Origin of the sequence: Pseudomonas sp. DWRC2-2 (genome assembly GCF_049897885.1) — a bacterium.
GTDB classification, from domain to species: domain Bacteria; phylum Pseudomonadota; class Gammaproteobacteria; order Pseudomonadales; family Pseudomonadaceae; genus Aquipseudomonas; species Aquipseudomonas azotoformans_A.
Genome location: NZ_JAFCXD010000004.1, coordinates 84320 through 104532, shown reverse-complemented (window position 1 = coordinate 104532; position 20213 = coordinate 84320). Strand labels below are relative to the sequence as shown.

Genomic DNA, 20213 nt, shown 5'->3' with positions numbered 1-20213 from the left:
GTTCAGCTCTGTTCGTGTTTGGGCTCGCGGATCTTGTACCAAGCCACATACAACGCAGGCAAAAACAAAAGTGTAAGCAAAGTCGCAATGATGATCCCGCCAATCATCGCGTAGGCCATTGGCCCCCAGAACACCTCGCGCGCGATGGGGATCATGCCCAGGCTTGCAGCGGCTGCCGTGAGCAGGATCGGCCGGCGCCTGTGCTCGGTAGCCTCCACCACCGCATCCCACGGTGAATAACCTGCCACTTCATACTCGTGAATCTGCGTCACCAGAATCACCGAGTTACGGATGATGATGCCGATCAGCGCCAAAATCCCCAGGATCGCCACAAAGCCCATCGGCGTGCCCGTGGGGATCAACGCCAGCACCACGCCAATCAAACCGAGCGGCGCGACACTCGCCACCAGAAACATCTTCTGCACACTGTGCAGTTGGATCATCAGGAAGGTCGCCATGAGGAACAGCATCAACGGCACCACGCTGGCAATCGGGCCCTGGGCCTTGCCGCTTTCTTCCACGGTGCCGCCGGTGGCGACCTTGTAGCCCACCGGCAAGCCGGCACTGAACTTATCGATCTCCGGCTTGAGCTGTTTCACCAGGTCCGTCGGCTGCATCTCATCACGCACCGACGCCTTGATGGTGATCGTCGGTTTACGGTCGCGGCGCCACACCAGCGGCTGCTCCAGCTCGTAGCGCACCGTTGCGAACGCCAGCAGCGGAATCGAAGTGCCGTTGGGTGTGACGATCTGCAGGTTCTGCAAGGTTTCCGGCGTGCCGCGTTCGGCATCTTCGGCGCGGCCGACCACGTTGATCAGGTAGATATCGTCATGCACTTGGGTCACCGAGGCACCGCTGACCACGCTGTTCATCAACTGCGCCACGTCTTCCGACGACAGTCCCAGCTGGCGCGCCTTGTCCTGGGCGATGTCGATGCGCAGCACTTTGCCCGGCTCGTTCCAGTCGTAGATGATCTCGCCCAGGTGGGTGTTCTTGTCGAGCAAGGTCGCCAGTTCGATGGCGTGTTTGCGTACTTGGTCGGTGTCTTTGCCCGACACGCGATACTGAATCGGCCTACCTACCGGCGGGCCCATTTCCAGCGGCTGCACAAAGCTGCCAATGCCGACGAAGTCATCGCGTAGGCGCTTTTGCAGGCGTGCGATCAACTCGCCGCGCTCTTCCAGGCCCTTGCTCACAATGACCAACTGCGCGTAGTAGGGATTTTCCAATTGCTGGTCCAACGGCAGGTAGAACCGGATCGCGCCCTGACCGATATAGGTGCTCCAACGCGCGATGTCCGGGTCGTCCTTGATGATCGCTTCCAGGCGGTCGACGGCCTTGCGCGTCTCGTTGATCGAGGCGTTTTGCGGCAGGTTCAAGTCAACCAGAATTTCCGGGCGGTCCGACGACGGGAAGAACTGGTTCTGCACAAACTGCATGGAGAACACCGACGCCACAAACAGCGCCACGGTGATGCCAATCGCCCACCAACGGTTACGCATGGCCCAGAGCATGCCGCCATTGAACGCCCGGCCAATTCGCCCCGGCTCGGCATCGTGAGGCTTCACCTTGGCACTGAGGATATGCACGCCGATTACCGGCGCAAACAGCACCGCCACCACCCACGACACCAGCATCGCCACGGCAATCACCGCGAACAGGGTGAAGGTGTACTCGCCCGCCGAACTGGCGTTGAGGCCGATCGGTACAAACCCGGCGACCGTCACCAGCGTACCGGTAAGCATCGGGAACGCTGTGGAGGTGTAAGCGTAGGTCGCCGCCTGCTCCTTGGTTTCGCCTTTCTCCAGGCGCGTGATCATCATTTCGACGGTGATCATCGCGTCGTCCACCAGCAGGCCAAGGGCGATAATCAGCGCGCCCAGGGACACCCGCTGCATGGTGATGCCGCTGTATTCCATGAACACGAACACCAACGCCAGCACCAACGGAATCGAACACGCCACCACCAAGCCGGCGCGCATGCCCAAGCTGATAAAGCTCACCACCAGCACGATGATCACCGCCTCGAACAGCGCACTGGTAAAGCCGCCGACGGCCTCTTCCACCACTTCCGCCTGGTCGGACACCTTGTGCACGCCGACGCCCACCGGCAGGTCGGCGGTCAATTCGTCCATACGTGTGTGCAGGGCCTTGCCGAACGACTGGATATTGCCGCCCTTCTGCATGGCAATCGCCAAGCCGATGGCCGGCTTGCCGTTGAAGCGGAACATCGGCCGCGCCGGGTCCACATAGCCACGACTGATATCGGCAATGTCCGCCAGGCGATAGAAACGGTCATTGAGCCGCAGGTTCACATTGGCCAGGTCTTTCTCCGAAGCGAACTGCCCCGACGTGCGCACGGAAATCCGCTCGGGCCCGGCCTCGATCACCCCGGCCGGCGTCACCGCGTTCTGCGATTGCAGGCTCTGCACCACCTGGCGCTGGTCAATCCCCAGGGCCGCCAGTTTGCGCGTGGAAAAATTCAGGTAAATCACTTCGTCCTGCTGGCCGATCATCTCGACCTTGCCCAGCCCCGGCACCGAACGGATCTCGGCGCGCACCTGCTCCACGTAGTCACGCAGCTGGCGCATCGACAGGCCGTCGCCCGTAAAGGCATACACCGAGCCGAACACGTCACCGAACTCATCGTTGAACGATGGGCCCTGCAAGCCCTGGGGGAAGGTGCCGCGAATGTCGTCGATCTTCTTGCGGACCTGGTACCAGATCTCCGGGATGGCCTTGGCGCTGGTGGTGTCCTTGAGGAACACGAACACCGTGGACTCGCCTGGCCGCGTGTAGCTTTTCACGTAGTCGAGGGAGTCGAGCTCTTCGAGTTTTTTCTCGATGCGGTCGGTGACCTGCTTGAGGGTTTCTTCCTGGGTCGCGCCTGGCCAGCGGGTCTGGATCACCATGGTCTTGATGGTGAACGAAGGGTCTTCCTCGCGGCCCAGGTTCATGTAGGAGAACACGCCCATCAGCAGCGCGACGAACATCAGGTACCAGACGAAGGACTGATGCTTGAGGGCCCAGTCGGATAAGTTGAAGCTCCCTTTCATCGCGGGCTGTCCTCGTCGATTTTGACTTTTTGCCCAGGTTTCAGGCTGTTCACGCCAGCAGTGACGATACGCTCACCGGGTTTGACGCCGCCATTAAGCAAGGCGCTGTTGGCGTCACGGCTGATCAGGCTGATGTCGCGCGGTTGCACGGTCTGGCTTTGGGTGTCGAGCAGCCAGATGCGGGTCTTGCCGTCGACCTCCTGCAAGGCACTCAAAGGCACTTCGATGCGTGGCGCAATGGCGGTGCTCAAGGTCACGCTGATCGCCGTGCCGAGGCGGAACGCAGGCGGTGTTTCCGCCAGGGTCAGCCGCGCGCGCCGGGTGCGCGTGGCGCTCTGGGCCTGGGGTTCGATCTCGCGCACGATGGCGGTGGTGTTGACACTTGGGTCGAGTTGCCCGGCGACCAGGAACACCACGTCATGGGGCAGGCGCTCGGCCAGGCCGGCGGGCAGGTCGATCACCGCTTCCTTGATATCCGGGCGGGCCAGGGTCACCACCTGCTGACCGGCACTGACCACCTGGCCGGCTTCGGCATTCCACGCGGTGACAATGCCAGCGTGGTCGGTACGCAGTTCGGCGTAGTTGAGTTGGTCCTTGGCTTGGTTGACCGAGGCTTGTGCCTGGTCAAGAGAGGCCTGGGTGGTTTTAAGGTCGGTCTGGGCAATATCCAGCTGGGCCTGCGCGCCGACGCCACGGTTGAACAATTCCTGCTGACGGCGGGCATTGGCCTGGGCGTTGATGAATTGCGCCTGCACGCGAGCCAGATCGCCCTGGGCGGCGCGCAATTGGTTCTGTTGGTCGGTGGGGTCGAGGACGGCAAGCAAGGCGCCCTTCTCCACCTCGGCGCCCACGTCCACGGCGCGGCGGGCAATGCGGCCGGGCACGCGGAAGCCCAGGTTGCTTTCATAACGGGCCTGGATGGTGCCGGCGAAACGGCCGAGGTTTTCCTGATCCTCGGCTTTCACTTCCATGGACAGCACGGGGCGCACCGGTTCGGGTGGCGGCTCCTCCTTCGAACAAGCCACCAGCAACAGGCTGGCGGCGAGTATTCCCGTCAGGCGCTTCATGGCTGGGCTCCCTGCTGGGCGATCTCGACAATCATGCCGGGGTGCAGCAATTGCCCGCCGGCCACCACGACTTTTTCGCCACCTTTGAGGCCATCGCCAATGATGACTTTGCCGGTGAGATAACGCGCCACCGTGACCTTGTGCAATTGCGCCTTGCCGTCGCTGTCGATCAGCCATACAGCAGGTTCGCTGAGGTCCTTGGTCAGCGCGGCCCAAGGCAATTCGATGCTGGCCTTGGCCGGGCCGTTGGCGGTGGCGCTGACCACCGAGCCCAATTCCATGCCTTTGGGCAACACTTGCAGGGCGATTTTCACCTGCACGGTGCCGGTGTTAGCGGCCACGGCGGGCGTGACTTCACGCACCTTGCCCACGGCCTTGATGCTCGGGTTATCCAAGAGGCTGACGGTGATCGGCGCCTCCGGCGGTGGCTCTACCAGCAGCGACTCATAGACGTTGAACACCGCATCGCGCTCGCCGTCCCGCGCCAGGCTGAAAATCGGCACGGTGGCCTGCACCACCTGGCCGACTTCGGCCTGTCGAGCAGTGATCACGCCGGGGGCTTCGGCGATGAGCGAGGTGTAGCCGAGCTGTTCGCGGGCGTTGGCCAGCTGGGCCTGAGCGGCGGCCAAGGCGCTTTGGCTGCTGCGCAACGCGGCCTGGGCGGAGTCGTATTCACTGCGGCTGGTGTAGCCCTTGGGCAGGAGCTTTTCCTGGCGCACGAAGGCGGCAGCGGTCTGCTTGACCCGCGCCTGTTCGGCCACAACCTGGGCCTGGGCGGAATCGACGTTGGTCTGCAAGTCCTTGGGATCGAGCTTGGCCAGCACTTGCTTGGCACTGACACGATCACCGACGTCCACCATGCGCTGGATGATCTTACCGCCGACGCGGAAGGACAGGTCGGTTTGCACACGGGCCTGGATATCGCCCGTCAGCGTGACCGCTGCGGCAAAGTCCGCCGGCTGCACGGTCTGCACAAATACCCGCGAATGCTGCTTGGGCTCAGCCTTTTCCTCGCCACAGCCGCTTAACAGCGCCAGTAGGCCAAGTCCGAAAATAAAGGTGCAAATGCGACCGCCCATGCAGGCTCCTTGTGCGTGATGCCGACGTGCCAGTGTGTATGCGACTGTGAGCTTAGTTCAGGGTTCCTTATCTGCATGGAGGCTCCCATACTCCAATGGTTCCCACGCCGACTGAATGCCCATGCTCAAGACCGGCCAGCCTGCTGGTGCATCGCTCGGGCCCCAGCGACGGGCGCAACTGGGATGTACTGGCCCAGCACACGCCTAACTACCACAGCCTGTTCGATCAGGTCGGCAGCCAACCATGATTGTACTGAACGAACCGGAAACCACTTTGCATCCAGACCTGCTGCCGGCGTAGCAACAAGACCAGGGGTGCAATTCGATTGTGTTGGAGAAGGTGTTGGGGGAGACCCGAATCGTCGGGCAGGGGATTCTGGATGCGCCGGCTTGGCATTGGCCGGAATAGGCGGTGTCCTTCAGGGCCTCATCGCAGGCAAGCCCGGCTCCCACAGTTTTGATTTGTGAATACATTTCAAATGTGGGAGCAGGCTTGCCTGCGATAGCGGTAGATCAGTCACTCAGTAACTAGCTGATCAGCCCTGCCACTTCCCGCCTTCAACAATCACACTTTCCGGCTTGGTGTCATCGCTCAGCTCTTTACGCACATATTGGTCGTACAGCTTGAGCAGGAATTTCTCCTCGCCCAACTTGGCCAGTTCGGCATTCACCCAGTCGCGCAATTCGATGTTGCCCTTCTTCACGGCCGGTGCAATCGGCGCTTCATCACCCAGTTTTTCTTCCAGCACACGGTAACCCGGGTTCTGCTTGGCCCAGCTGAACAGCACCAGGTTGTCCTGGGCGTAGGCATCACCACGGCCGGCGGACAGCGCCTGCAGCGACTCGGAGTTTTTCTCGAACTTGAGCAGTTTCCAGTCCGGGTGGTTTTTGGTCAGCCAAATATCGGCGGTGGTGCCGGTGGTGACGATGGTGGTGCGGGTAGCCAGGTCATTCAGGCTTTTTACGGTGCTGTCGTTCGGCACCAGGGCCTGCACCGCGACTTTCAGGTTGGGGTTGGTGAAGTCCACCGCTTCCTTGCGTTCCGGGGTCACGGTCATGTTGGCGAGGATCAGGTCGACCTTGTCGCTTTGCAGGAACGGAATGCGGCTGGCGGGCTCAACAGCAACGAACTCGACTTTGTTTTCATCGCCCAGCAGGTCCTTGGCGAATTGGCGGCCGATGTCGGTATCGAAGCCGACGTAACGGCCAGCTTCGTTGACGAAACCAAACGGCGGTTTGTCGGTGAACACGCCGACGATCAGCTTGTCGCGAGCCTTGATCTTGTCGATGTAACTGACAGCGGCAGGTTTTACAGGCTCTTCGGCCTTTTTATCGCAGCCGACCAGTAAAGCGACGGCAAACAGTGGCAGCAGTAACTTTTTCATATCAGCGCAAGTTCCTTAGGTTTTTTGGGCAGTGTTGAAACAAAGGAGAACTTCTCCAGGAACTGCTGCGCGCGTGCGGTTTGCGGGTTCGTAAAGAATGCCTCGGGGGTGTTCTGTTCGAGGATGCGACCGGCTTCCATAAACACCACGCGGTCAGCGACGGCGCGGGCGAAGGCCATTTCGTGGGTAACGATCAGCAGGGTCATGCCATCGCGGGCCAGGCCCTGGATCACTTCCAGCACTTCTTTGACCATTTCCGGGTCGAGGGCGGCGGTGACCTCATCAAAGAGCATGACCTGAGGGTTCATGCACAGTGAACGGACGATAGCGATGCGTTGCTGCTGGCCGCCGGAGAGCTGGCGCGGGAAGGCGTCGCGCTTGTCGGCCAGGCCCACGCGTTCCAGCAGTTTCTCGGCCTGTTCGCGGGCTTCGCGCGGGTCGCGCTTTTGCACTTTCAACGGGCCGAGCAGGATGTTGTCGAGCACGCTCATGTGCGGGAACAGGTGGTAGCTCTGGAACACCATTCCGATGTCTTGGCGCACCTGCCGCCAGTCGGTTTGTTTGCCCAACAACTCCTTGCCGGCAAACCGCAGGCTGCCGCTGTGGGCCACTTCCAGGCCGTTCAGACAACGCAGCAAGGTGCTTTTGCCGCAACCGCTGGGGCCGAGGATCACCACCACTTCGCCGCTTTGCACGCTCAAGTCGATGCCCTTGAGCACCTGCGCCTCGCCGAAGAATTTGTTGAAACTCTGGAACTCGATCAATGCGCTCATGCTTGGGCCCAGCGCCGTTCCAGCACCTTGGAGGCGGCCGACAACGGGTAGCAGATAAAGAAGAAAAACAGGAACAGCACCCCGTAGATCAATACCGACTCATAGGTGCGTTCGATGATTTGCTGGCCAACCTTGATCACGTCGACCACGCCGATCAGCACCGCCAGGGAGCTGGTCTTGATAATGCGCGTGTAGACGTTGATGGTCGGCGGGGTCATGCGTTTCAGGGCTTGGGGCAGCAGCACATAGCCGTAGAGTTGCGGGTCCGAGAGGCCAATCGACAACCCCGCTTCACGTTGCCCGCGTGGCAGCGAATGCAAGGCGCCACGCACCACTTCGCCGACTTCACTGGCGCCCCACAGCGACAGCACCAGCACTGCACACCAGAAGCTCGGGATGCTCAAACCGAAGAAAATCGGCAGGCCGAAAAACAGCAGGTACAACCACACCAGCACCGGGATCGCGCGGAACAGCTCCAGGTACACCCGCAGCACCGAGTTGATCAGCCGGTTGTTCAAGGTGCGCAGCACGCCGTACAGCACCCCGCCCACCGTGCTGAAAGCGATGCTCAAGAATGAAATCGACAAGGTTTGCGCAGCGCCCTTGCCCAGTTGCGGCAACGACACCCACAACAACTCAAGACCCGAACTGGCCATGCTGGAGCCTCCTTTCCAGGCGGCTGAGCAACAGCGACAGCGGCAAGAACAGCAACACGCAAATCAGCGTCAGCACGGCGAGCATTTCGTAGGTCTTGTAGTAGAGGGCGATATAGCTCTTGGTGGTGTAGAGAATCTCCGGCACCGCCACGGCGGAGACCACGGTGGTCTCCTTGAGCAGGAAGATGAAATTGGCGAACAGCGCCGGCAGGCTGAGGATGCCGGCCTGGGGCAGGATCACATGGCGCAACAGCTGCCAGTCGGACAGGCCGATGGACTTGCCCGACTCGATCTGCGCCAGCGGCACCGCTTCCACGCCCGCGCGCAGCACTTCGGTGAGGTAGGCACCGCCGAGGAAAGTCATGGTGATGATCGCCGCCCAGAACCCGGAAATATTGAAGCCCAGGGCCGGCAGCGCGAAGTATACGAAGAACAGTTGGATCAGCAGCGGCGTATTGCGCGCCAGCTCCACATACAACGCCACCAAGCGCGACAGGTACGGCGTGCGAAACGCCAGCAGCGCCGCATTGATCAGCGCCACCAGCAACGAGGTGGCAATGGCGATCAGGCCCACTTGCAGCGTCACGCCCACGGCTTTAAGAAACGCCGGGAGCGTGCTGAGGATAAAAGCGAAATCGAAGGTCATTTCCAGTCCATGACGCCGCAAGGGTAATGCAGCGAGCGCAATCCGATCCGGTGTGGGTAAGGCCGGGTAGCGCGAACTTTAAAGGTATAAAAAAGAAAATTTAAATACCCAAATAGCATATTGATATCACCCAAAAAGATAACCGCCGGGTTCGCGGGTTTGGCGGGTGGCAGCTATGGTTGGGGGGTCTGAGATTCGAGGGATTGAACCATGCAGGAAGTGAAACCGATGGATCCGCAGGAGTTGGTGAAGTGGTTGATGGCGCTGCGCAGGGCGATCAACAGTCGCGCTCTTTAATCCAATGAAGACCAAAATGTGGGAGCGGGCTTGCTCGCGAATGCGGTGGATCAGTCAACACATCTGTTGCTGACAGACCGCTTTCGCGAGCAAGCCCGCTCCCACAGTTTTGATTGTGTTCCAGCCATAAAAAAACGCCGACGCTGTAACAGCCGTCGGCGTTCAAACCTTGAAGGGGGTTTTGAGTTACATCAGAACGCAGGCACGACCGCGCCGTTGTACTTCTTCTCGATGAAGGCTTTGACTTCCGGGCTGGTCAGGGCCTTGGACAGTTTCTGGATAGCGTCGCTGTCCTTGTTGTCCGGGCGAGCCACCAGGAAGTTCACGTACGGCGACTTGGCGTCTTCGATGATCAGCGCGTCTTTGGCTGGGTTCAGGCCAGCTTCCAGGGCGTAGTTGGTATTGATAACGTCAAGGTCAACCTGGTCGAGCACGCGTGGCAGGAGCGCTGATTCCAGTTCCTTGAACTTCAGGTTTTTCGGGTTGCTGGCAATGTCTTTCGGCGTGGACAGGGCATTGGTCGGATCTTTCAGCGTGATCAGGCCATTCTTTTGCAGCAGCAACAGGGCACGGCCGCTGTTGGAGCCTTCGTTCGGGATGGCCACAGTGGCGCCATCCTTGAGCTCAGAGATGTTCTTGATCTTTTTCGAGTAGCCGCCGATGGGTTCAACGTGCACACCGACCACGGTCACCAGGTTGGTGCCCTTACCCTTGTTGAAGTTTTCCAGGTACGGCAGGGTCTGGAAGTAGTTGGCATCCAGGCGTTTTTCGGCCACCTGCGTGTTGGGCTGCACATAGTCGGTGAAGACTTTGATCTGCAGGTCCACGCCTTCTTTGGCCAGGGTCGGCTTGATCAGCTCGAGGATCTCGGCGTGGGGGATCGGGGTCGCGGCAACCACCAGTTTTTCGTTGGCTTGAGCGAAGCTTGCAGTCAGGGCAGCCGCCAGTGCGGTAAACAACAGAACCTTTTTCATGCAGTGTCCTTATCGGAATTCCGGGGCGTCTCTGACGACCGTTTTTATGAGGTGTGCCAGCGAAATGCTATCGCGGCGTGGAAGGGACAATACCTAGATTTTTTATTCCCGAACAATATCTTTTATTCACGTTGATATTCCATTTTGCTCATGTAGGAATTTAAGCAGGGTTTCCTGCTCGGCGGGGCTGGCGGTGTTGAAAATCCGCCGCACCTGCTCCAACGGTGAACCTGCGACCGGCAGGTTCAAATGCTCGGGCAAAATCTCATCGCCGCTGCTCACCAGCAACGCGAAGTGAATGACGTTTTCCAGCTCGCGGGTATTGCCCGGCCAGCTATGGAGCTCCAGCACGTGCTGGGCGGCATCGCTGATCAGCGGCACCGGCAGGTCCAGACGCTGGCTGTAGATACCCAGGAAGTACTCGGCCAAGGACAGAATGTCACCCACGCGCTCGCGCAGTGCGGGCAAGTCCAGCCGCCCTTCGCTCAAGTAATGGAACAAGCGCTCATGGAACTTGCCAGCCGCAACAGCCTGGGCCAAGTCGATGCTAGTGGCGGCGACCAGCCGCACATCCACCGGGCTGGGCTGATGGGCGCCGACGCGGGTGACTTCGTGGTTTTCCAGGGCGGCCAGCAGTTTTACCTGGATCGGCAGCGGCAAATCGCCGATCTCATCCAGGTACAACGTGCCGCCATTCGCCGAACCGAACCAACCGGCCCGGCTGCTGGCGGCGCCACTGTGGCTGCCGGCGGCGTAGCCGAACAATTCGGCATCGGCGTAGGTCGGGCTGATGGCGCCGCAATTGACCGAGACAAACAAACCGGTACGGTCGCTGCCACGGTGAATGTGGCGCGCCAGCAGCTCTTTACCACTGCCGGTTTCGCCGCGAATCAACACGGGCAAGGCGCGTGGTGCGAGGCTTTCGAGGTCTTCGCGCAATTGGCGCGAACGGGGGTCGACAAACACCAGCGCCTTGGCGCGAATGCTCAACGGGCTTTTTTCGGCGTCGGGGAAGGTCAGCAACGGCTGACCGAAGGTTTCATGCAGACTCATGGCAGGCTCCCGCCCCCAATCCACTTAAGGGACGGGGCGTTGAAAAGTGTTCAGGCAGTGCGCCGGGCGTGATGCTCAAGGCGGCTTTGCAGGCGGTACAGGTAAGCAAACCCCTGCTCCCAGCGTTGGTGACCGGACTTCACATTGATATGCCCGGCGCCGGACAGAATCCCGGCTTCAGCGCCCCAGTGACGGGCCAGCTCAAGGGCCCGAGGCGCGCTGACGGCACTGTCGTTGTCGGAGCTGACCACCTGGCTCGGAAACGGCAGCAGGTCGGTGGGGATGGGCGCGAAATTACGCAAGGCGGGCGCACAGGCAGGACGCTCGACATCGGCCGGTGCCACCAGCAAGGCGCCGCGTACCTGGCGCAGGAACTGCACCGGCGCTGTGGCCGCCCAATGCGCCACGGTGATGCAGCCCAGGCTATGGGCGATCAAGATCACCGGCGTGCTGTCGGCCGCGATGGCCTCGGCCAGCGCGGCGACCCAGTCTTCGCGACGGGGCGTCAGCCAGTCATCTTGCTCCACACGGGCGCTGTTGGGCAGGTTGTTCTGCCAGTGACTTTGCCAATGATCTTCTGGCGATCCTTGCCAGCCCGGCACGATCAGATAACGAATTGACTCGCTGTGCATGGGTGTGCCCTCCTGCAGCGTTTAACGTTGCTGAACAGTATAGGGACGGGGGTTATATTCGTTAAGGAATAAGAAGCTATTTATTAATAACCAAAATCACAAAAGGATTTTACGCAAAAAAAAGGCCGCACCCTGCCAAGGAGACGGCCAAAAAATTGTCGAGGCTTTTGCAATTAACGTGCGGTAATCACCGACAGCTTGGTAATCCCCGCGCGCTCGATAGACGCCATGGCTCGCGCCACTTCGCCGTAGTTCACACCATCGTCAGCCTGCAGTTGCACCCGCACATCGGGGTCCTTGGCCTTGGCCGCCTGCAGATTGAATTCCAGCAGGTCCGGCTGGATTTCATCCTTGTTGATAAACAGTTTGCCGGCGCCGTCGATACTCACCACGAGCGGGTCTTTCTGCTCCACCGGCGCGACCGCCTCGGTCTTGGGCAGGTTGATCGGGATCGCGTTGGTCAAGAGCGGCGCGGTGACGATAAACACCACCAGCAGCACCAGCATCACGTCCACCAACGGCGTCACGTTGATCTCGCTCAGCACCTCATCGCTGTCTTGCGTGGAAAAGGCCATCTCAGGACGCCTCCTTCACTTTCTGCGGGTTGCCGGCAGTGGTTTTGTTCAGGGCCGGGTGCAGCAGCACGCGGAAGGAGTTCTTCTGGGCCAGGCTGTAGAAGTCGTGGGCAAAGTCGTCCAGGTCGGCAGCGGTCAGCTTCAGGCGACGCAGGAAATAGTTGTAGACCAGCACCGCAGGCACCGCGACGGCGATACCCACACCGGTCGCGACCAGCGCCGCACCGATCGGGCCGGCCACGGTTTCGAGGCTGGCGGAGCCCGCAGCGCTGATACCCTTGAGCGCTTCCATGATGCCCCACACGGTGCCGAACAGGCCGATGAACGGCGAGGTGCTGCCGATACTGGCGACCACGGCCAGGCCGGTTTCCAGGGAGCGGCGTTCACGCACGATCTGCTGGCGCAAGGCGCGTTCGAGGCGGTCCTGGTGGTTGATCGCCTGGCTAAGGTCGGCCGCGTGCGGGGCTTCGCCCACCTGGATCGCGGCGTAACCGGCCTGGGCCACGCGGGCTGCGGCACCCGGCTGGGTTTGCGCCAGTTCGGCGGCCGAGTCGAGACTCGACGCCGCCCAGAACTGTTTGTGGAACTTGCGATCCTGCGCCTTGAGGCGACCGAACTGCACGCCCTTGAGCAGGGCCAGGCCCCAGGTAGCGACCGAAAAAACCACCAGCAGCCAGATCACCGCGCTTTCGATGGATTCAAGTGGAGATGCTAATGCCATGATGTTTTCCCTCTGTGCAGGTCGCGGCGTGTGCAACACACCGCAGCCGAATAGTTAGTGAATCTTGAAATCGATCGGTACGCTGACCCAGCCGTTCTGGGCCACATCGCCCTGCTTGGCCGGTACAAAACTCCAGCGCTTCACCGCTGCCAGGGCGGCGTCGTCGAGTTGCTGGCGACCGCTGCTTTTCTGAATCTGGATCTCACCCGGCTTGCCACTGGCCAGTACCTGCACCCTGAGCAACACCGTACCTTCCCAACCGCGCCGCTGCGCCAGTGACGGGTACTCCGGCGCCGGGTTCTTCAGGTACGCGGCGTTGGCCGAAGCGGGTGTTACCGGGGCCGGCGCCGGTGGTGCTGGAGGCGCAGGTGGTGCCGGTGTCGGTGGCGCGGGCGGCTGCTCGACGGGCTTCGGTGCGGGCTTGGGCTCAGGCTTTGGAACCGGCTTAGGCTTGGGTTTCGGAATCGGTTTAGGCGGCGCTGGCTTGGCGGCCAATTCATCCACCACCGGCGGCGGTGGCTCGACAACAGGCGGCGGTGGTGGCGGCGGCACGGGAGGCGGCGGTTCCACCACGGGAGGTGCCGGTTGGGAAAACTCGATCGTCATCGGCGGAATTTCCGGCGGCACGATCGGCAACACCGGGGTCGGCTTCTGGCTCACCCAGTAGATCACCGCGCCGTGCAGGGCCAGCACCAGCAAACCCAGCAAGATCCCTTCGCGACGGCTGGAGAAACGCTTCGGCGTTTTCTGCGTGCGCAACTGCCCCAACGGCGCGCGGTGCGGCCGGCCAAGGTCGACCAACTCACCACCCTGTGCCTGGCGCCATTGCGCCTCATGTGCACTGGCGGCGGTCTGGACATTGCCCATTGATTCACTCCCTACGGTTTTGAAACAAAAAAACCGACAGGCCTGCGTGGAAGGCCGTCGAGGGTTGAATCATCGGGGCCAGACGCTTATCTCTTAAAGTAATCTTTAAAGTTATACATAGATCTAAATTGAATAAATGAAACACTTGGATACGGCAAAGCCCCGTCCTGCGTGGGCTGGCGCAAAGGCGTTGTTTTTGAATGCCTTTCAGGCATAAGAAATATTCAGTAAAGGCATTGATCAGGCGGGGCTGTTTGCACACAAATCAAGCAGTTGGCGTTGTAGGCTTTGCCCAGCCGCGCCCAAGCCACTGCGGCCATACAACGCCAGACGCACGCCTTGCACCCTCGGCAAGCCGCTGTCCGGGCCCAGCACGCTATGCCCTGCTTGTACGACGCGACGGGGTAACAAACTGATGCCCAACCCCGCCGCCACCGCCGAACACACACTCGCCAGGCTCGCGCTGGAGTACCCGATGCGCCAGCGCCAGCCGCCCACTTCCAGGTGTTGCAGCATTTCATTGCGGTACAGGCCGCCTACGGGAAATGCCACCAACGGCAAAGGATCGCGCCCCAGGGACGGCGTGCTGAGGCTGTCCACCCAGCACAAGGGCTCCGGCCATGAGGCCAGGCAGTCGTCGCTGTCGCCCATCTGCTTGACCAACAACACGTCGAACTCTCCGCTACGGTACTGGCGCTGCAACTCGGGGCCCAGGCCGCTGGTGACTTCCAGGCGCACCCTTGGAAACGCCAGTACAAAGGCCGAGAGCAGCGGCATGAGGCGTTCGGATGCAAAGTCCTCCGGCACACCCAGGCGCAACACGCCGTCGCTTTGCTGGCTGATCAACACATCGGCGGCTTCTTCATGCAGCGCCAGGATGCGCCGCGCATAGGCCAGCAAGCGCTCGCCTTCCGCCGTAGCGACCACGCGGCGCTGATCGCGGTCGAGCAACTGACACGCCACCGCCTCTTCCAGGCGGCGGATCTGCTGGCTGACCGTGGATTGGGTCAGGTGCAGACGCTCGGCGGCGCGGGTGAAATTGCCGCAATCCACTACGGCGACAAAACTGCGCAACAACACAGGATCGAACATGGCAGTCACCATTGCATTTGCCACTGGTTGGTATGGTTATATTTAATTTCAGAATACCCTGACGGCTGCCCATACTTCACCCTCCATCCTGCCCAGAGGGATCTCCATGAGCGACGATCAACACCTGCAGCGCGCCATCCAACTCGCCCGGACCAACGTTGCCAACGGCGGCCGGCCGTTCGGCGCGGTATTGACGCAAAACGGCAACGTGCTGATTGAGGCGGTCAACGAGATCCACCTGAGCCAAGACCCCACCGCCCACGCCGAATTGTTAGCGATCCGCGCTGCCAGCCAGCAACTCGGTACACGCTTGGATGGCTGCGTGATCTACGCCAGCGGCCAACCCTGCCCGATGTGCCTGAGCGCCATGTATCTGTGCGGTGTGGAACGGGTGGTGTTTGCCGCCAGCAACGAAATGGCCGAGCCCTTTGGCCTGTCGACAGCGGCGATCGGGCAGCAGGTGGGCCTGCCAGTGAGCGAGCAGCGCCTGCCGATCCAGCATCTGCCGGATGCGGCCATGACCACGCTGTACCAGCACTGGAAAAACCTGCATGCCCCTGAATAAATCCCTCGCTGGCTGGGGCCTGTTGGTGGTCCTGGGCCTCAACCTGCGGCCGATCCTCAGTTCCATCAGCCCGTTGCTCGGTGAGATTCGCCTGGCCACCGGCTTGAGCTTCCAGAGCAGCGCCCTGCTCACCAGCCTGCCCGTGGTGTGCATGGGCCTGGTGGCGCTGGTGGGCGTGCGGGTTGAAGCGCAACTGGGTGAACGCCGTGGCATTGCCCTGGGCTTGATGATGATCCTGCTGGCGTGCCTGGCCCGCTGGCTGATGGGCCAGGGTTCGACGCTGCTGGTGACCGCGTTGCTCGGCGGTGCTGGCGTCGCACTGATCCAGGCGTTGGTGCCGGCGATGATCAAGCGCGAATTTCACCACCGTGTGCCGGTGGCCATGGGCGTGTATTCGGCCTCGCTGATGGCCGGCGGTGGGCTGGCGGCGCTGATCAGCCCAGTGGTGGCCACGCATTTTCAGCGGTGGGAAGCCGGGCTCGGTGTGTGGTTGCTGCCGGCCTTGGCCGCGCTGCTGTTGTGGGTCTTGTTGCCACTGGGCGCGGCAAAAAGCGCGAACGTAATCCCCGCCTTCAAGGGCCTGCGCAATCGCCGCGCCTGGCTGCTGGCGCTGTATTTCGGCCTGGTAAATTGCGGCTATATGAGCATGGTGGCGTGGCTGCCGGCCTACTATCAGCAACTGGGTTGGGACGTGTTGCCCAGTGGCTCGTTGCTGGCCTTCATGACCATCTTCCAGGTAATCGCCGCGCTGTTGATGCCCGTGCTGGCGCAACGTGGGATTGATCGGCGGCCACTGCTGTGGATCAGCCTGCTGGCCCAAACCATTGGCTATCTCGGCCTGCTGATGGCGCCGTTGCAGTTTCCCCATCTGTGGGTGGCGCTGTGTGGCTTCGGCCTGGGCGCGTGTTTTGCCCTGAGCCTGTTACTGACCCTCGACCACCACCGCGACCCGCGCCAAGCCGGGCAACTGGCAGCGTTCGTGCAGGGCGTAGGCTTTTTGATCAATGCGATTTCGCCGTGGCTGACCGGCTGGCTGCGTGAACTCACCGGCAGTTTTGTCAGTGCCTGGGTGGTGCTGACGGTGACAGCGGTGGCGATGCTGGTGGTGACCCGCGTATTCAGCCCCGCCACTTACCGCACGGCGCCCGCTCTATAGATATGCATTTAAGATCTAGATAAAACAAGAATGCTTAATTGACGGAATAAGCAACCCCCTTAAAATCCCGGTTCCCCCAAAGGATGCCGGGCACACCATGGACCTTCGCCAACTGCGCTACTTCATCGCGCTCAACGAGCACCGCAGTTTCGTGCGCGCGGCGGATGCCATGGGCATCACGCAGCCGGCGTTCAGCCGCAGCATCCAGGGCCTGGAACAGGAGTTCGGCTGCGTGTTGGTGGACCGCGCGAACAAAGACCTGCGTCCCACCCCCGAAGGCCAGGTGGTGCTGCAACACGCATTGAGCCTGGTGCAAGGCGCGGCGTTGCTGAGCCATGAAGTCACGCGCATGACCAAACTCGATGCGGGCGAAGTGCGCTTGGGCAGCGACGCCGTGGCCGCCGTGAACCTGGTGCCCCAGGCGATGGCGCGCTTTGTCTCCACCTACCCCAAGGTGCGCACTGCGCTGCAGGTGGATAATTGGGAAAAGCTCGGACGCAGCCTGAACCGTGAAGAGATCGAATTCTTTATTGCCGACGTGCGTCACTTCGAGGCTGACCCGAACTTCCAGACCCAGGCCCTGACGCCTCGGCGCAGCGTGTTTTTCTGCCGCGCCGGGCACCCGCTGCTGGCCAAGGACAGCCTGTCCACCAACGACCTGTTCAGCTACCCGCTGGCCACACCCCTGATCGCGCCCGGCATTCGCAAACTGCTGGCCAACCTCAGTGGGCGCATCGACTTTGCGCCCGCCATCGAGCTTGAACAATTTGCCGCATTGGCCACCATCGTGAAGCAATCCGACGCCATCGGCCTGGGTGCCGAGGAAGCCTTCGTCGACGCATTCGCCAGCGGCCAATTGCAGGCGCTGCATTGGCGCAATCTGCCGCACGCGTTGGACAGCCTCAGCAACCGTTGCGGGGTGATCAGCCGCGCTGGGGTGCGTTTGTCGCCTGCGGCGAAGGCGCTGATCGAAACCCTGCTGGCGGTGGAAAACCCAGCCGATTGGCCCGCGCAAACGTCCCGAAATCATTGAAGCGCACGCCCATCTCCGCCATCACCTTGTGCGCCACCTTGGCCGTCATCTGGCGGATGTAGAACGGTTCCTTCACCACAAAATGGTGGATGCCGTGGGTACTGCCGAAGTTAAAGCAGAACGCCTGCAGCGGCCACATCCACCAGGGGTTCAATACCTGGGTCTGCTGGATCACGTTGCCCAGTTCCACATCGCCGTAGTAGTGCATGTTAGAGCTGACAAAGTGCAGGCAAAAGGTGCGCAATACGTTAGGACCGATGATCACCACGGCGGCGATATCGATCACTTGCATCATCTGCAAGGTGCCGGCAGACCACGCGATGGGCGCACCGAACAGACTGGCGACGCCATTGGCCGCATGAAAACCGAGGAACACATACCACGCGCCCCAATGCAGCAGCGCCAGCGGCGCATACACCAGCAGCGAGCGCTTGAGGATCGCCAGTTTATGCTTCCAGGTCCTGGCCCGCAGGATGCGGATGAAGGCCGACATCACGTTATCCCCCACCATCAACAACCGCGCAAAGCCCCAGGGCTCACCGTTGGTGATGGCGCGCTCTTCCATATCGGTCTCGGTGCCGGAGACCTTGTGATGGTTGAGGTGCAGGTGCCGACGCACCCACGGGTTGATGGTGCTCGGCCGCGCCAGCCACACCAGGCCCATCATCAGGTTGTGGGGCAGGCGCTGCTTGCGAAAGTACATGCTGTGGATCAGGTCGTGTTCCAGCTCGTGGGTCAGCGAAGCCAGGAAGGCATTAAGCAGCAGGCACACCCACCAGGCCATATGGCCCGTGATGTAGAGCGCCGCCGAGCCCAGCATACCGAGCAGCGCAAACGCCAGGATGCCCGCGCCCAGCGCGTCCTGATGCAACAGCCAGGGGTACTGCTGGCGCAGGCGCACACCTTCGGCCAGCACCACTTCACGGATATGCGCCGAACGCTGTTGTGCGTTCATCTGTTGGGGACTTGCAGAAGTACCGTCCATGCTCCCATCCTCTTGTGTATTGATGCGCCCATCCTGCCCCAAGCGATCTGGCAGGACGCTAGCCCCGGACGCCAACCTGTTGACCGCAAGCGCCAATCGTCATGACCGAACCCACTTCCCTCGCCAGCTGGACCCGCGCCCTGCGCAAGCAGCTCGATGCCCTGGGCCTCGACAGCGCCGGGTTGTGCCAGCAAGCCGGGCTCGACCCACAGCAGATGGACGATCCCAATGCCCGCTACCCGCTGTCGGCCACCACGCGTCTGTGGGAATTGGCGGTGCAGGCCAGTGGTGATCCGGCGATTGGGCTGCGGGTGTCGCGATTTGTCAGCCCCACCACCTTTCATGCGTTGGGGTATGCGCTGGTGGCCAGCGGCAGCTTGCGGGAAGTATTCGAGCGCATCGTGCGATATCACCAGGTGGTCAGTGATGCTTTGACGCTGGAACTGAGTCGGGAGGGAGAACGTTACCGCTTTCGCTTGCTGCGACCGGCCCAGAGCCCGGCACCGGCGTTCGAGGCCATCGATGCGTTTGCGGCGATCTATGTGCGTACCTGCCGCAATCGCCTGGGGCGCGAATACGCGCCGCTGGCGGTGTACCTGCGAAGGCCGGAACCCGCCGATCCCAAGCCATGGCACACAGTATTTCGCGCGCCGGTGTTTTTCGGCGCGGAGGAGGACCGCCTGGAGTTCGCCGCGCAGGATTTCGACAGCCACCTGGACGATGCCAACCCCGAACTGGCCGAGCACAACGAAACTGTGCTCAAGCGCACCCTCGCCCAACTGCAACCGCTGACCTGGGAGCGCAAGGTACGCCGCGTGATTGAAGCGCAGTTGCCCGACGGCGAACCGAGCGCCGAGCGCGTCGCCCAAGCGCTGCACCTGAGCTTGCGCAGCTTGCAGCGACACCTGGCGGATGAAGGCTGCCGATTCGATGCGCTGCTCAATGAATGCCGGGAGAACCTGGCATTGCTGCATCTGCGGGACCCGCAATGTTCATTGGCCGAGATCAGTCACTTGCTCGGCTTTGCCGACACCAGCAGTTTCAACCGCGCGTTCAAACGCTGGACGGGGATGACGCCGGGGCAGTTCAGGGACGGGTTACGGTAGGTGGACTTGCGGTGTTCGTGATGGCCCCATCGCGGGCAAGCCCGGCTCCCACAGGGGAATGCATTCCAAATGTGGGAGCGGGCTTGCCTGCGATGGCGGTGGTCCAGGTATTGAAGATGCCGGATCAATCAGCGCCCACGGTCACGCCGCAACAACCTCTTTACCCGCGCCACCAAGGTTTTGGCTTCAAACGGCTTGAGCAAGTAATCATCCTCGTGCAATTCCAACCCGCGCAGACGATCCTCGATCCCTTCCGGGGTCGTCAAGAACAACACCGGCGTCTCACCCTTCTTGCGAATCGCCTGCTGCAACTTCCAGGCATTCAAACCCGGCAACATTACATCGAGGATCACCAAGTCATAGTCAGTGCTTTCCACAAACCGCTGGGCTGCCATGCCATTGGCTGCGACTTCCACCGCGAAGCCGGCCTCACTCAAGCCTTGGGCCATGAGTTGCGCTAATTTCGGCTGGTCTTCCACTAACAACACCTGCATG

General features: G+C 61.4%; 21 protein-coding genes and 1 pseudogene. 6 read left to right on the top strand and 16 right to left on the bottom strand.

Features of this window, described 5'->3' with window-relative positions:
• Positions 1–2 precede the first annotated feature (2 nt).
• Genes ACP7EW_RS19305 through ACP7EW_RS19295 form a run of 3 tightly spaced genes read right to left on the bottom strand, consistent with a single transcriptional unit; the run spans position 3 to position 5202 of the window.
• Positions 3–3056 (bottom strand): efflux RND transporter permease subunit, encoded by a 3054-nt coding sequence (locus ACP7EW_RS19305; protein WP_033898837.1) that lies wholly within the window; start codon positions 3054–3056, stop codon positions 3–5.
• Entirely contained in the window at positions 3053–4123 is a 1071-nt protein-coding gene (locus ACP7EW_RS19300) for an efflux RND transporter periplasmic adaptor subunit (RefSeq protein WP_426219026.1), read from the bottom strand. Before ACP7EW_RS19300 ends, ACP7EW_RS19305 begins: the two co-directional genes overlap by 4 nt.
• On the bottom strand, positions 4120–5202 hold the full coding sequence (locus ACP7EW_RS19295; protein WP_426219024.1) for an efflux RND transporter periplasmic adaptor subunit: 1083 nt from the start codon (positions 5200–5202) through the stop codon (positions 4120–4122). Before ACP7EW_RS19295 ends, ACP7EW_RS19300 begins: the two co-directional genes overlap by 4 nt.
• 95 nt (positions 5203–5297) lie before the next feature.
• Between ACP7EW_RS19295 and ACP7EW_RS19290 the strand changes: the two genes are divergently transcribed.
• The gene (locus ACP7EW_RS19290; protein ID WP_426219022.1) at positions 5298–5450 is read left to right on the top strand and encodes a hypothetical protein; all 153 of its coding nucleotides are present in this window, start codon (positions 5298–5300) and stop codon (positions 5448–5450) included.
• A pseudogene (locus tag ACP7EW_RS19285) lies at positions 5435–5611 on the top strand (AAA family ATPase); the annotation flags it as partial. The gene ACP7EW_RS19290 and the pseudogene ACP7EW_RS19285, both read left to right, overlap by 16 nt.
• Before the next feature lie 127 nt (positions 5612–5738).
• On the opposite strand, the gene ACP7EW_RS19280 reads toward ACP7EW_RS19285, so the two are convergent.
• The 11 genes from ACP7EW_RS19280 to ACP7EW_RS19230 all read right to left on the bottom strand — a co-directional run bounded on the left by ACP7EW_RS19280 (position 5739) and on the right by ACP7EW_RS19230 (position 14873).
• Positions 5739–6587, bottom strand: coding sequence for a transporter substrate-binding domain-containing protein (locus ACP7EW_RS19280; protein ID WP_426219020.1), 849 nt, complete (start codon positions 6585–6587; stop codon positions 5739–5741).
• A complete protein-coding gene (locus ACP7EW_RS19275; protein ID WP_426219017.1) occupies positions 6584–7360 on the bottom strand; it encodes an amino acid ABC transporter ATP-binding protein in 777 nt (258 codons plus the stop codon). Before ACP7EW_RS19275 ends, ACP7EW_RS19280 begins: the two co-directional genes overlap by 4 nt.
• On the bottom strand, positions 7357–8016 hold the full coding sequence (locus ACP7EW_RS19270) for an amino acid ABC transporter permease (protein ID WP_426219015.1): 660 nt from the start codon (positions 8014–8016) through the stop codon (positions 7357–7359). Before ACP7EW_RS19270 ends, ACP7EW_RS19275 begins: the two co-directional genes overlap by 4 nt.
• A complete protein-coding gene (locus ACP7EW_RS19265; protein WP_426219013.1) occupies positions 7997–8662 on the bottom strand; it encodes an amino acid ABC transporter permease in 666 nt (221 codons plus the stop codon). The genes ACP7EW_RS19270 and ACP7EW_RS19265 overlap by 20 nt, the downstream gene beginning before the upstream one ends.
• A 488-nt stretch (positions 8663–9150) precedes the next feature.
• Positions 9151–9933 (bottom strand): MetQ/NlpA family ABC transporter substrate-binding protein, encoded by a 783-nt coding sequence (locus tag ACP7EW_RS19260; RefSeq protein ID WP_033898862.1) that lies wholly within the window; start codon positions 9931–9933, stop codon positions 9151–9153.
• 126 nt (positions 9934–10059) lie between these two features.
• Entirely contained in the window at positions 10060–10986 is a 927-nt protein-coding gene (locus tag ACP7EW_RS19255; RefSeq protein WP_426219011.1) for a sigma 54-interacting transcriptional regulator, read from the bottom strand.
• Positions 10987–11036: 50 nt separating this feature from the next.
• Complete coding sequence (locus ACP7EW_RS19250) at positions 11037–11618, bottom strand: alpha/beta hydrolase (RefSeq protein ID WP_426219009.1); 582 nt, start codon at positions 11616–11618, stop codon at positions 11037–11039.
• A gap of 173 nt (positions 11619–11791) precedes the next feature.
• Complete coding sequence (locus ACP7EW_RS19245; protein WP_010565408.1) at positions 11792–12193, bottom strand: ExbD/TolR family protein; 402 nt, start codon at positions 12191–12193, stop codon at positions 11792–11794.
• A gap of 1 nt (position 12194) precedes the next feature.
• Positions 12195–12914, bottom strand: coding sequence for a MotA/TolQ/ExbB proton channel family protein (locus ACP7EW_RS19240; RefSeq protein ID WP_426219007.1), 720 nt, complete (start codon positions 12912–12914; stop codon positions 12195–12197).
• A 54-nt stretch (positions 12915–12968) separates the two neighbouring features.
• Positions 12969–13781: an energy transducer TonB gene (locus ACP7EW_RS19235; protein WP_426219005.1), complete on the bottom strand. Its 813-nt coding sequence runs from the start codon at positions 13779–13781 to the stop codon at positions 12969–12971.
• Between the two features lie 240 nt (positions 13782–14021).
• Positions 14022–14873 carry a LysR family transcriptional regulator gene (locus tag ACP7EW_RS19230; protein WP_426219003.1) on the bottom strand — a complete coding sequence of 284 codons (852 nt, stop codon included), beginning with the start codon at positions 14871–14873 and terminating at the stop codon, positions 14022–14024.
• 106 nt (positions 14874–14979) lie between these two features.
• Between ACP7EW_RS19230 and ACP7EW_RS19225 the strand changes: the two genes are divergently transcribed.
• The 3 genes from ACP7EW_RS19225 (at position 14980) to ACP7EW_RS19215 (ending at position 17627) form a co-directional block, all read left to right on the top strand.
• Entirely contained in the window at positions 14980–15438 is a 459-nt protein-coding gene (locus ACP7EW_RS19225) for a nucleoside deaminase (RefSeq protein WP_038850320.1), read from the top strand.
• Positions 15425–16594: a CynX/NimT family MFS transporter gene (locus ACP7EW_RS19220; protein ID WP_426219000.1), complete on the top strand. Its 1170-nt coding sequence runs from the start codon at positions 15425–15427 to the stop codon at positions 16592–16594. Before ACP7EW_RS19225 ends, ACP7EW_RS19220 begins: the two co-directional genes overlap by 14 nt.
• Positions 16595–16691: 97 nt before the next feature.
• Positions 16692–17627, top strand: a complete 936-nt coding sequence (locus tag ACP7EW_RS19215) for a LysR family transcriptional regulator (RefSeq protein WP_426218998.1) — start codon at positions 16692–16694, stop codon at positions 17625–17627.
• Here the strand turns inward: ACP7EW_RS19215 and ACP7EW_RS19210 are convergent.
• A complete protein-coding gene (locus ACP7EW_RS19210) occupies positions 17518–18612 on the bottom strand; it encodes a fatty acid desaturase (RefSeq protein WP_426218996.1) in 1095 nt (364 codons plus the stop codon). The two genes, ACP7EW_RS19215 and ACP7EW_RS19210, sit on opposite strands and share 110 nt — an antisense overlap.
• Before the next feature lie 101 nt (positions 18613–18713).
• Here ACP7EW_RS19210 and ACP7EW_RS19205 point away from each other — a divergent pair, with 101 nt between their 5' ends.
• Positions 18714–19718: an AraC family transcriptional regulator gene (locus tag ACP7EW_RS19205; RefSeq protein ID WP_426218994.1), complete on the top strand. Its 1005-nt coding sequence runs from the start codon at positions 18714–18716 to the stop codon at positions 19716–19718.
• A 128-nt stretch (positions 19719–19846) separates the two neighbouring features.
• Here ACP7EW_RS19205 and ACP7EW_RS19200 read toward each other — a convergent pair whose 3' ends face one another.
• Entirely contained in the window at positions 19847–20212 is a 366-nt protein-coding gene (locus ACP7EW_RS19200) for a response regulator (RefSeq protein WP_426219576.1), read from the bottom strand.
• Position 20213 lies beyond the last annotated feature (1 nt).